We start from the raw sequence: 11,733 nt of genomic DNA on the forward strand, positions 1-11,733 counted from the left end.
ACACGCGACGGCTCCGATCACACCGCACGGCTCCTCCTCGAGGCGACGACGCACAACCAGGAGCTCGTCGCGCTCTCGCCGGAGGACCGCGAGGCGATCCTCGCCGTCCTCGACCACCCGAGCGGGGTGCTCGTCGAGCTGCGCAGCGCGCTCTTCGACGAGCTCACGTGGCGCCGGAGCGGCCTCAAGCCGCTGCGCGGGCGCCGCAGCGGATTCCCGGCCCGTCCTGGCTAGGCGATCCGCAGGAGCACCTGGCGGACGCGAACCGCTCCCGCGCGGTCGACGACCTTCGCGCGAAGGCGGTAGCTCCCGGTCCGCTTCGGGACACCGGTGAGCCGTCCGCTCGTCGTCAGGCGTACGCCGGGCGCGATGGATCCGCCGCTGCGCAGCCAGCGGTACGGGGCCGTTCCGCCCACCGCCTGGAGCCGAGCGGCATACACCCGTCCGAGATGGCCGAGCGGGAGCGAGCGGGACGTGATCGCGAGGAGCTTCCTCGCCGGCGGAGCGAGGGGTTTCGGCGCCACACCGAGCTGGACGAGCGCGTCGTTGACGAGCGCCGCCATGCCCTCGGCCCCCAACGGCGTCAGGTGGATTCCGTCGGGCTGCAGCCAGGCCGGGTTGTTCCGCGCCTGCGCGTTCCAGTCTACGACGGTCATCTCGGGATGCTTCTGCGCCGCCGCCGTGATCATCGCGTTCATCGACAGGTAGCTCTGCCGCTCTGCACGCAGCGTCAGCCAGACCACGTGCTCGACCCCTGCCTTCCGAAACACCGCGAGCGCCTGCTCGATGTTGTCGGCGTAGTTCGCCTCGAAGTCGTTGTAGCCGACGTTCACGACCACGACGGGCCCCATCTCCGAGCCGAGCGCCGTCGCGCGGTCGATGACGTTGGGAGGCCGCACGCCGTCGTACGGGCAGCTCGTGTCGCCGAGGCGGCGGCACGCGGCGACCTCGAGGCGGAGGTCGATGCCGCGCCCGAGCGTCCGCTTCGCGTCCGGGTCGTAGGCCATCGCCGTCGCGGCCGAGTCGCCGAACACCGTGACGCGCACGGGCGGCGCCGCGGAGCCCCCCTGGGCACCGGCGACCAGCCCGAGGGCGGCCAGAACGACGGCCGCCAAGGCCACGGCGCGAACGGACATCGTGCGAGCGTAGCGCCCGACGCGGGAGAGCCGCGTCACGGCCCTCCGCACGTCGAAATCCGCTCGCCGCGGTCAGGCGGGGACGGCCTGCTCCACCTCCGCGCTCCAGTCACCCGCCACCGCGAGCGCGTTCATCCGCGCGCGATGGAGGAACGCGTCCTGTCCCGCGTCGACGTTGTCGGGCTCGCCGCCCCACGCCTGGAGCGCCGAGGCCTGCAGCGCCCGGCCGTACGAGAACGAGAGCGGCCACGGGCCGCCGACGCGGTTGATGGCGTTCAGGTTCTCGGTCGCCTCGACCTCGGACTGCCCGCCGGAGAGAAACACGATGCCGGGGACCATGGCCGGCACGTGCCGGAGGAAGCAGTCGACCGTGAGCTCGGCGATCGCGGACGAAGGCGCCTGCGTCGGGCACTGCTTCCCCGAGATCACCATATTCGGCTTCAGGAGCATCCCCTCGAGCGCGACCTCCTGCCGGTAGAGCTCGTAGAAGACGACGTGGAGCGTCCGCGCGGTCACCTCGAAGCAGCGCTCGATCGTGTTCTCGGCGTCCATCAGGACCTCCGGCTCGACGATCGGCACGATCCCGGCCTCCTGCGAGAGGGCCGCGTAGCGCGCGAGGGCGTGCGCGTTCGTGTGGACGCAGGCGTCCGTCGGGATGCCCTCGCCGATCGTGATCACGGCGCGCCACTTGCTGAAGCGCGCGCCGAGCGCGTGGTACTCCGCGAAGCGGGCGCGCAGGCCGTCGAGGCCCTCCGTCACCTTCTCGCCCGGATGTCCCGCGAGGTCCTGCGCTCCCGTGTCGACCTTGATCCCCGGGACGACGCCCTTCGACGCGAGCAGCTCCGCGAACGGCGTGCCGTCGTCGGACGCCTGGCGGATCGTCTCGTCGTACATGATCACACCGCCGACGTACTCCTCGAAGCCCGGGGTCGTGAAGAGGAGGTTCCGGTACGCGCGGCGGTTGTCCTCCGTCGACTCGACGCCGATCGAGTCGAAGCGCTTCTTGATCGTGCCCGTCGACTCGTCAGCCGCGAGCACGCCCTTGTGGTCTGCCACGATCGACTGCGCGATCGCCCTGAGCTCGTTCGCCGCCATCAGCGGCCTCCTTCCGTTCGCAATCTCCGGAGCTTCCCCGAAGGGTGATGCGCCGCGATTCGCCGCACCGTGCCGGAGCGCGAGCGCATCACGATCGACTCAGTCTCGACGCCGTCGGCTCCCGGAAGCACCCCGCGAAGCAGCGCGCCGCTCGTGACGCCCGTCGCCGCAACGAAGACGTCCTCACCGCGCACGAGGTCGTCGTGCGTGAGCACCCTCTCGACGTCGAATCCCGCCTCGACCAGCTTCGTGCGCTCGTCGTCGTCGCGCGGCCACAGGCGACCCTGGAGCGCACCGCCGTGGCACTTGATCGCGGCGGCCGAGATGACGCCCTCGGGCGTGCCCCCGACGCCCATCAGCATGTCGATGCCGGTGCCCGGCTGTGCGGCCGCGATCGCCGGCGCGACGTCGCCGTCGCGGATCAGGTTCACCCGTGCACCGGCCTCACGGAGCTCGGCGATGAGGTCGTCGTGGCGCTCGCGCTCCAGCACGACGACGGTGAGCTCGTTCACTTCCACGCCTTTCGCCTCGGCGACGCGCTCGACGTTCTCCGTGGGCGAGCGGTCGATGTCGATCGCGTCCGCCGCCTCGGGCCCGACGGCGATCTTGTCCATGTAGACCGCCGCGCCGGGAAAGAACATCGATCCTCGCTCGGCCACGGCGATCACCGAGATGGAGCCGGAGATGCCGAGCGCAGTGAGCCGCGTGCCCTCGAGGGGATCGACGGCGACGTCGACCTCCGGGCCGGTGCCGTCCCCCACCTCCTCGCCGTTGTAGAGCATCGGCGCCTCGTCCTTCTCACCCTCCCCGATCACGACGACGCCGCGCATCGAGACCGAGTTGACCATGAAGCGCATGAGATCGACCGCGGCCTGGTCGGCGGCGTTCTTGTCCCCCCTGCCGATCCAGCGCGAGGCTCCCATCGCGGCCGCCTCCGTGACCCGCACCAGCTCGAGCGCGAGGTTCCGGTCGGGCGGCGTACGCGAGGGGTCGCGGTTCATTCGATGCCCGATCCTACCCCGGCCGGAGCGTCCGCGACGCGCGTCTCGGCCGGCTCGAGCACGACGACGACGATTCCCGCCGCGAGCACCAGCGCGCCGCCGGCCAGGGTCAGCGCGCCGGGGCGTTGGTCGACGAGCGCCCAGCCGAGCAGGACGCCCGCGACCGGCTCGAGGAACGTCAGAACGCCAGCTGCCTGGGCTGTGACGTGGCGGAGAAGTGTCGCGTAGAGCAGCGTCGACACACCGGTGAAGACCACGCCGAGCGCCAGCACGACGGCCCACTCGCCGGCACCTTGCGGCACGATGCGGTCGGCGAAGAGGAGCACCGGCGCGACGGCGATCGCCCCGACGAGGCAGTCCCAGAATGCGACCGTGAGCGGCGGCACCGCCGACGCGAGCAGGCGCTTGGCGAGAATCACGAGCGCCGCGTAGCTGGCCGCCGAGCCGAGGCCCGCGGCGACAGCCACGGCGGAGGGGGCTCCGCCTTCGCCGCCCGTGTCGAGCGCGATCGCGGCGATTCCGACTGCACCGGCGACGCAGGCACCGAGCACGGTCGTCCCCAGCCGCTCGGGCAGGACGAGCGGCGCGACGAGCGCGATCACGAGCGGCGCGGCGTAGAACGTCAGGACGGCGAGCGCGACGGAACCGTGGTCGACCGCCTCGAAGAACAAGAGCCAGTGGACGCCCTGGACGACGCCCAGCAGGGCGAGCGCTGGGAGCCGCCCGCCGGGAGAGAGGAGCCCGGCTCGGCCCGCTACGCAGGCCCCGAGGCCGAGGGCGGCCGCAGCGAGCGCGAGCCGCCAGAACGCGAGCGCCTCGGCGCCGAGGTCGACCGCCGCGACGAGGACCGCGATGAAGCCCCACGACGCGGCGAGCGCACCGAGCGCGGCGTTCCAGCGCACCGGGCGATCGTAGGGGACTGGCCCCGCAGGAGCCCCGTCCCCCCGCGAGCGTTCCGCCCTTGGCCGCGCGCCACGGGAGTCAGTCCCGTTCCGGGACAGACCCGCTACATACGCTCGGGTGCCTCCACCCCGAGCAAGTCGAGACAGATCGCAACCACCGCCTGCGTCCCTGCGCAGAGCGCGAGCCGGAAGCCCTCCGCGTCCGATCCGAGCACCCTGTGCTGGTGGTAGAAGCGGTGGAAGTCGTCGGCGACGCGGATCGCGTAGGCGGGGAGCGCATGCGGCCCGCGCCGCTCGGTCGCCGAGCGGACGACGGCGGGGAACTCGAGCAGCCGCTTCACGAGCTCTCGCTCCTCGTCGGCCAGCGCACCCGCGGGCGTCGGATCCGGCACACGGCCCTCCGCGTTGCGGAGGATCCCGGCGATGCGCGCGTGCGCGTACTGGACGTAGTAGACGGGGTTCTTCTGGCTCCGCTCCGCGGCGAGGTCGACATCGATCTCGATCGTCTGGTCGTGACCGCGCGAGAGGAGATACCAGCGGGCCGCGTCGACGCCGATCTCGTCGACGAAGTCGTCGAGAAAGACGACGTCGCCGCGGCGCTTCGACATCTTCGCGGCCTCGCCCCCGCGGATCAGCTGGACGAGCTGATAGATGAGCACCTCGACCGAGTCGCGCGGGTGGCCGAGCATCTCGGCGAGCGCCTGGAGGCGCGCGACGTACCCGTGGTGGTCGGCGCCGAGCACGTAGACGAGGTGGTCGAACCCACGCGCGAACTTCCGCCGCATGTAGGCGGCGTCCGCGGCGAAGTACGTGGTCGTGCCGTCGGAGCGCACGACGACGCGGTCGCGATCGTCGCCGTGGACGCTCGTTCGCGCCCAGAGCGCGCCTTCGGACTCGTACGTCTCGATCTCGCGGAGCGCGTCGGGGATCTCCGCCTCGACGAGGCTCTCGCGTTCGAAGGTGTCGAAGTGCACGCGGAAGCGCTCGAGCGCCGCTTCGATCCGCTCGAGCATCTGCGGTACCGGGTCGCCCTCCTCGCGCGCGAGCTCGGCGACGTACGCCCCCCGGTAGCCGTCCTCCGGCGGCTCCTCGCCGCGGCGGATCGCGTCGACGGACTCCCGGAAGCGGTCCATCTGCGCTCCGGTGTCGTTGTAGTAGTACTCGCGCTCGACGTCGTGGCCGGCGAACTCGAGGAGGCGCGCGACGGCGTCGCCGTACGCGCCGTTCCGCGCCGACGCGACGGTGACCGGCCCCGTCGGGTTCGCGGAGACGAGCTCGACCTGGATCCGCTGGACGGGCTCGCTGGAGCCGGCGCCGAACGAGCGGCCCGCCGAGAGCACCGCCTCCACCGCGTCGCCGAGCCATGCGTCGTCGACCGTGAGGTTGAGGAAACCGGGGCCCGCCACCTCGACCCCGGCGATTCCGTCGAGCGCCCGCACGCCGTCCGCGAGCTCGGCGGCGACCTCACGTGGCGGCTGCCTGCGCACGCCTGCGAGGCGCAATGCGACGTTCGTCGCGTAATCGCCGTGCTGCGCTTCCGACGGGCGCTCGAGCTCCACGTCGACGCCCGTCAGCTCGGCGAGCGATGCGGTCAGCGAGCGAACGGGGTCCGGGGCGGCCATCGCGCCATCCTAGGCGGCCGCCGCCGTAGGATCTCGCACCACCCAGTCGACCGAGGAGCGCAGAGCGATGCCCGATGCCATGGAGCCCGTGACCGTCGGGCCGGGAGAGGGAGCGACGATCCAGGGCCCCGCCGGCGGGCCGCTCACGTTCAAGGTCCGTGGCGAGCAGACCGACGGTGCGCTGACCGCGTTCGAGAACGTCGTCGCGCCCGGTGACGGGCCCCCGTTGCACACTCATTCGAACGAGGACGAGTCGTGGTACGTGCTCGAGGGCCGCCTCCGCTTCCGGCTCGCCGACGAGCGTCGTGACGCGCCTCAGGGCTCGTTCGTCTTCGTGCCTCGCGGGGTGCCGCACTGCTTCCAGAACGTCGGCGAGACGCCCGCCCGCATCCTCGTGGCGTTCACGCCCTCGGGGATGGAGGCGTTCTTCGACCGCTTCGCCGAGCTGCCCGACGGCCCCGTCGACCCGGGCGTGTTCGCGCACCTCGGAGCGGACGTCGGGATGACTGTGGTGGGACCGCCCCTCGCAGTCTCCGACCCGCGGTGACTACTCGGTGGAGGCTGTGGCCACGGCAGCCGGCCGCGTCGTCGTCGCCGTGCGCGCGGTGATCCCGTCGCGTGCGAGCATCGTCGCAACCTCCTCGCGCGCCTTGTAGATCCGCCACTTGACGGTCGCGAGCGTGATCTCGAGCGCGTCCGCGATCTCGGTGTACGAGAGCCCCACGACGTCGCGCAGGAGGAGCGCCATCTTCAGGTCGACGGTCAGCGCCTCGACGGCGCGCCAGACGGCGTCGATCGTCTCGGTGCGCTCGAACGGCTGGTCGACGACCTCGAGCGGCGGGATGTCGTCCAGCGCGACGACGGCGCGAGGCCTGCGCTCGAGCGCGCGGAGCTCGTCGAGCACGCGGTTCTTCGTGACCTGGAACAGCCACGTCGTGAAGCGCGACCGGTCGGAGAAGCCCGGCAGCCCCTGGTAGACACGGAGGAAGACCTCCTGCGTCAGGTCCTCGGCAAGGCTCCGGTCGCCGACGAGGCGCAGCACGTAGTTGTAGACGGGCTGCTCGTAGGCTCTGACGATCAGGTTGAACGCCCGCTCGTCACCGCGCTGGGCCTTGCGGAGCACACCATGATCGGGCTGCGTCAGGGCCAATGCGCCGCGAGCATACAGCGCTCTCGCGACGATTCACGAACAATTTACGACTCGGTGACGTGTCAGCGATTCTCGGGCGCGACCAGGCTCGACCCGGTCATCGCGGGAGGTCTGTCGAGCCCGAGCAGCGCGAGGACCGTCGGGGCGAGGTCCGACAGCTCGCCCTCACCGCGGAGCGCACCGCCGTCGATCGTCAGGACGAGCGGCACGGGGTTCGTCGTGTGCGCGGTGTGCGGGCTCACGCCGTCGTCCTCGAGCATCCGCTCGGCGTTGCCGTGGTCTGCCGTGACGAGGCAGACACCGCCCGCACGGTGCGTCGCCTCGACGACCTGCTCGAGGCAGCCGTCGACGGTCTCGACGGCCTTCACGACCGCGGGAATCACGCCCGTGTGGCCGACCATGTCCGGGTTTGCGAAGTTGACCACGCAGAAGCGGAAGCCGTCCCCGAGCGCGGCCGCGACTCGGTGGGCGACCTCCGGCGCGGACATCTCGGGCTTCTTGTCGTAGCTCGGCACGTCACGGGGCGACGCGACGAGGATCCGCTCCTCCCCGGGCCACGCTTCCTCGACACCGCCGTCGAAGAAATAGGTGACGTGGGCGTACTTCTCCGTCTCGGCGGCGTGAAGCTGCTTTGCGTCCACCTCGCTCAACACCTCGGCGAGCGTGTCCGGCACCTGCTGCTCGCCGAACGCGACCGGGCAGGTGAAGTCGTCCCGGTAGCGGGTCATCGTCACGACGTCGGCGCTCGCCTCGAGCAGGCGCTGCGTCAGCTGGCGAGCCCGGTCGGGACGGAAGTTGAAGACGATCGCCGTGTCCTGCGCGGGGTCGAGACGCGGGCGCCCCCGTAGGACGATCGGCTCGACGAACTCGTCGGTCACGCCGCGGTCGTAGCTCGCGCGCACCGCGGCGACCGGGTCGTCGGCCTCCTCTCCCCGCCCGGCGACGATCGCCTCGAGCGCGCGATCGGTGCGGTCCCAGCGCGCGTCGCGGTCCATCGCGTAGTAGCGCCCGACCACCGTCGCGATGCGGTCCGGGGGCAGGGTGGCGAGGTCGTCCACGGCCGCGTGCGGCGAGACGTCGCGTCCGTCGGTGAAGGCATGCACCCAGGTCCGGTCGCCGATCCCGGCGCGCACGCCGAGGTCGAGCAATGCGCGCAGGTGGTCGATGTGCGAGTGCACGCCGCCGGTGGAGACGAGACCGAGGAGGTGCACGTTCCCGCCGCGCTCCTTCGCCCGGCGGAACGCGCCGACGAGCGCCTCGTTCTCCAAGAAGGACCCGTCCTCGACCGCCCGGCTGACCCGGACGAGGTCCTGGAGGAGGATCCTTCCCGACCCGATCGTCAGGTGCCCGACCTCGGAGTTGCCCATCTGCCCCTCCGGGAGCCCCACCGCAGGGCCCGAGGCACGGAGCCGGGTCGACGGATAGCGCGCGACGAGCTCGTCGAACACTGGCGTGCGGGCGAGATCGACGGCGTTCCCCGGGCCGGGCGGTGCGATCCCCCAGCCGTCCAGGACCACGAGCGTGACGAGCGGGTACCCGCCGGAGCTCACGTCGCGGCGCGGCAGATGGCGGCGAACGACTCCGGCTCGAGCGACGCTCCGCCGACGAGCGCGCCGTCCACCGCCGGCTGGGTCAGCAGCTCGGCCGCGTTCTCCGGCTTGACCGAGCCGCCGTAGAGGACGCGCGTGTCGTGCAGCTCCTTGATCGTCTCGTGCGCCTGCTGCGCCAGCTCCGGCGTCGCGGTCTTCCCTGTGCCGATCGCCCAGACGGGCTCGTAGGCGATCACGAGCGCGTCGTGCCGCGGGATCGCCGCGACCTGGCGCCGGAGCACCGCGTCGGTCTCCCCCGCCTCGCGCTCCGCCTCCGTCTCGCCGACGCACGCGATCACGCGAAGCCCCGCCTCGAGCGCGGCCGCGCAGCGCATGCGCACGGTCTCGTCGGTCTCTGCAAAGAGCTGTCGTCGTTCGGAGTGCCCGACGATCGCGCCCTCGACGCCGAGCTCGCGCAGCATCGGCGCGGACACTTCGCCCGTGAACGCGCCCTGCTCCGCCCAGTGGACGTTCTGGGCGTACACCGGCAGCCCACGACCGACCGCCACCGCGAGGGAGGCGAACGCCGGGCAGACCACGATCTCGACGCCTGCGGGCGGCTCGAGCTCGTCGAGGAACGCGACCGTCTCGGCCGGCCCCTTGAACATCTTCCAGTTGCCGGCAACGAGCTTCACGTGCCCTCCGGCGGAATCGCCGCGACGCCCGGCAGCTCCTTGCCCTCGAGCAGCTCCAGGGACGCGCCGCCTCCGGTCGAGACCCACGAGACGTCGTCGTCGAGCCCGAGCTCCGAGATCGCGCGCACGGAGTCGCCGCCGCCGACGACCGTGTACCCGTCGACCGCGGCGACCGCCTCGGCGACGGCCTTCGTGCCTTCGGCGAAGCGCTCCCACTCGAAGACGCCCATCGGGCCGTTCCAGAACACCGTCTTCGCTCCCCGGATCAGCTCGCCGAACCGGTCGCGCGCGTCGGGCCCGATGTCGAGGCCGAGCCACCCATCCGGCAGGTTGTCGTAGGGAGCAACGCGACTCTCGGCGTGGGCGTCGAACGAGGCGGCGGCGACGACGTCGGGCGGGAGCTCCACGGGGAACGGCAGCGTGGCGCCGTCGCGCAGCTCCTCGGCCATCTTGCCGCCCACGATCACGGTGTCGGCCCGGCCGCCGAGGTTGCGGAGCACACCGAGCTTGTCCTCCACCTTCGCGCCGCCCGCGACGAGGACGAACGGGTGCTCGACGTCGCCGAGGAGGCGTCCCAGGTGCTCGAGCTCCGCCCGGAGCAGCAGCCCCGCGTAGGCCGGAAGCAGGTGGGCGACGGCCTCCGTCGAGGCGTGGGCGCGGTGCGCCGAGCCGAATGCGTCGTCGACGTAGAGGTCCATGCCCTCGGCGAGGTGCCGCGCGGTGCCTGGGTCGTTCTTCGTCTCGCCCGGAAGGAAGCGCGTGTTCTCGAGCACGCGGACACGGTCGTCGGGCACGAGCTCGGCGAGCCGCGCCGCGACCGGGGCGATCGCGAACGCCGGGTCGGGCCCCTTCGGACGGCCGAGGTGGGAGCAGACGGCGACCTCGGCAGCGCCGCGGTCGAGCAGGAGGCGCAGCGTCGGGACCGCCGCGCGGATCCGGGTGTCGTCGGCGACGTGCCCGTTCTCGAGCGGGACGTTGAGGTCCGCCCGCACGAGGACGTGCTTGCCGGCGACGTCCGCGGTCTCGACCGAGCGCGGGAGCGTCACCGCTGCAGCAGCACCCCGACGAGATCGACCAGCCGGCACGAGTCGCCCCACTCGTTCGACGTGGGGGAACCCATGGTTCCCCGACGAGCCCCCTCCTTCCTGGCCGAAAACCCGGTCACGGCAACAGCACCCCGACGAGATCGACCAGGCGGCACGAGTACCCCCACTCGTTGTCGTACCAACCGAACACCTTGACGGTCGTCCCGTGGCTCATCGTCATGAGGCTGTCGAAGATGCACGAGTGCGGGTTGCCGATGATGTCGGTCGACACGAGCGGGTCCTCGGAGTACTGGAGAACGTGGGCCAGCGGGCCGTCCGCGGCCGCGGCCGCGTATGCCGCGTTGATCTCGTCCTTCGTGACCTCGCGGCCGAGCGTCACGACGAGATCCGTGAGCGAGCCCGTCGCCACGGGCGCGCGCACCGACACGCCGTCGACCTTTCCCTGGAGGTGCGGCATGACGATGCCGATCGCCTTGGCGGCGCCCGTCGTGGTGGGGATCAGGTTGATCGCCGCTGCGCGGGCACGTCGGAGGTCGCGGTGCGGGAGATCGAGGATGTTCTGGTCGTTCGTGTACGCGTGGATCGTGGTCATGAAGCCCGACTCGATCCCCGCCAGGTCGTCCACGACCTTCGCGAGCGGGGCGACGCAGTTCGTGGTGCAGGATGCGTTCGAAACGATGTTGTGGCTCGAGGGGTCGTAGTCGCCGTCGTTCACGCCGAGCACGACCGTGACGTCGGGGTCCTTTGCCGGTGCGGAGATCAGCACCTTCTTTGCCCCCGCGTCGAGGTGCTTCTGCGCACCCGGCCGGTCGGTGAAGATGCCGGTCGACTCGAGCACGACGTCGACGCCGAGGTCTCCCCACGGAATGCTCGCCGGGTCGCGCTCGGAGTACATCCTCATCTCCTCGCCGCCCGCCTTGATGACGCCGTCTCCGAGCTCGACGTCCCCTGCGAACGGCCCGAGCACCGAGTCGTACTTCAGGAGATGGGCCATCGTGTTCGCGTCGCCGAGGTCGTTGAGGGCGACGATCTCGATGTCGGTGCCGAGCTGCTGCTGCGCCCTGAAGAAGTTGCGGCCGATCCGGCCGAAGCCGTTGATGCCGACCCGGATTGCCATGCGGTTCTCGCCTCCGTCGTCCTGGGAATTGGGTTCGCTTCGAGTCTAGTGAGGCCCGGCCGGCCCAGCGCCGCACCCCGCCGCAGCGTGGCACGATCGGCGCCGTGGTGATCCGTCGCTTCGCCGCCTCGGACCGGACGCAGGTTCTCCGTCTCCTGACGGAAGCCTTTCGCCGACCTGCCTCGCCGGACCCGTCGTGGGGCGACGAGTTCCAGGTGCGGGCCCTGGACGCGTACGACCCGGCCCCCAGAGGGGGCGCTTCGATACGCGCCGGCGCTCGCCGCCGTCGGCGCGGGATGAGGCGCGGAACGGGGCGGTGGGCTGAGGGAGGAGCTCCGAGGATGTCCCCTCCCCCACATGCGCGCTCCGGCACCAGACGGCGGATGGGGTCTGGATCCCCCGCCTGGGAGCGCGGGCCCACCGCCGTGGAGTATGGAGCG

The 11,733-nt window shown here is 71.7% G+C and carries 12 protein-coding genes; 2 read left to right on the forward strand and 10 right to left on the reverse strand.

Translation table 11 applies throughout. The features are described from left to right. Positions 1-234: hypothetical protein (locus VNM44_RS04950; protein WP_325623279.1), on the forward strand; the 234-nt coding region annotated here is incomplete at its 5' end. Here the strand turns inward: VNM44_RS04950 and VNM44_RS04955 are convergent. The 5 genes from VNM44_RS04955 to VNM44_RS04975 form a co-directional block, all read right to left on the reverse strand. After that, on the reverse strand, positions 231-1,136 hold the full coding sequence (locus VNM44_RS04955) for a hypothetical protein (protein WP_325623281.1): 906 nt from the start codon (positions 1,134-1,136) through the stop codon (positions 231-233). The two genes, VNM44_RS04950 and VNM44_RS04955, sit on opposite strands and share 4 nt — an antisense overlap. A gap of 72 nt (positions 1,137-1,208) precedes the next feature. Continuing rightward, positions 1,209-2,231: a class I fructose-bisphosphate aldolase gene (locus VNM44_RS04960; protein WP_325623283.1), complete on the reverse strand. Its 1,023-nt coding sequence runs from the start codon at positions 2,229-2,231 to the stop codon at positions 1,209-1,211. Next, positions 2,231-3,232 (reverse strand): class II fructose-bisphosphatase, encoded by a 1,002-nt coding sequence (gene glpX, locus VNM44_RS04965; RefSeq protein WP_325623285.1) that lies wholly within the window; start codon positions 3,230-3,232, stop codon positions 2,231-2,233. The genes VNM44_RS04960 and glpX overlap by 1 nt, the downstream gene beginning before the upstream one ends. Further along, entirely contained in the window at positions 3,229-4,134 is a 906-nt protein-coding gene (locus VNM44_RS04970; RefSeq protein WP_325623287.1) for a DMT family transporter, read from the reverse strand. Before VNM44_RS04970 ends, glpX begins: the two co-directional genes overlap by 4 nt. 104 nt (positions 4,135-4,238) lie before the next feature. Beyond that, on the reverse strand, positions 4,239-5,756 hold the full coding sequence (locus tag VNM44_RS04975) for an arginine--tRNA ligase (protein ID WP_325623289.1): 1,518 nt from the start codon (positions 5,754-5,756) through the stop codon (positions 4,239-4,241). A 67-nt stretch (positions 5,757-5,823) separates the two neighbouring features. On the opposite strand from VNM44_RS04975, the gene VNM44_RS04980 reads away from it, so the two are divergent. Continuing rightward, positions 5,824-6,303, forward strand: a complete 480-nt coding sequence (locus VNM44_RS04980; RefSeq protein ID WP_325623290.1) for a cupin domain-containing protein — start codon at positions 5,824-5,826, stop codon at positions 6,301-6,303. On the opposite strand, the gene VNM44_RS04985 is transcribed toward VNM44_RS04980, so the two are convergent. The 5 genes from VNM44_RS04985 to gap all read right to left on the reverse strand — a co-directional run bounded on the left by VNM44_RS04985 (position 6,304) and on the right by gap (position 11,293). Then, positions 6,304-6,906 (reverse strand): RNA polymerase sigma factor, encoded by a 603-nt coding sequence (locus tag VNM44_RS04985; RefSeq protein ID WP_325623292.1) that lies wholly within the window; start codon positions 6,904-6,906, stop codon positions 6,304-6,306. It lies immediately after the preceding gene. Between the two features lie 62 nt (positions 6,907-6,968). After that, complete coding sequence (gene gpmI / locus VNM44_RS04990; protein WP_325623296.1) at positions 6,969-8,456, reverse strand: 2,3-bisphosphoglycerate-independent phosphoglycerate mutase; 1,488 nt, start codon at positions 8,454-8,456, stop codon at positions 6,969-6,971. Further along, positions 8,453-9,130 carry a triose-phosphate isomerase gene (gene tpiA / locus VNM44_RS04995; protein ID WP_325623298.1) on the reverse strand — a complete coding sequence of 226 codons (678 nt, stop codon included), beginning with the start codon at positions 9,128-9,130 and terminating at the stop codon, positions 8,453-8,455. The genes gpmI and tpiA overlap by 4 nt, the downstream gene beginning before the upstream one ends. After that, positions 9,127-10,176: a phosphoglycerate kinase gene (locus tag VNM44_RS05000; RefSeq protein ID WP_325623300.1), complete on the reverse strand. Its 1,050-nt coding sequence runs from the start codon at positions 10,174-10,176 to the stop codon at positions 9,127-9,129. Before VNM44_RS05000 ends, tpiA begins: the two co-directional genes overlap by 4 nt. A 115-nt stretch (positions 10,177-10,291) precedes the next feature. Then, complete coding sequence (gap, locus tag VNM44_RS05005) at positions 10,292-11,293, reverse strand: type I glyceraldehyde-3-phosphate dehydrogenase (RefSeq protein ID WP_325623303.1); 1,002 nt, start codon at positions 11,291-11,293, stop codon at positions 10,292-10,294. Positions 11,294-11,733 lie beyond the last annotated feature (440 nt).

Source organism: Gaiella sp., assembly GCF_035558935.1.
Classification (GTDB): Bacteria; Actinomycetota; Thermoleophilia; order Gaiellales; family Gaiellaceae; genus Gaiella.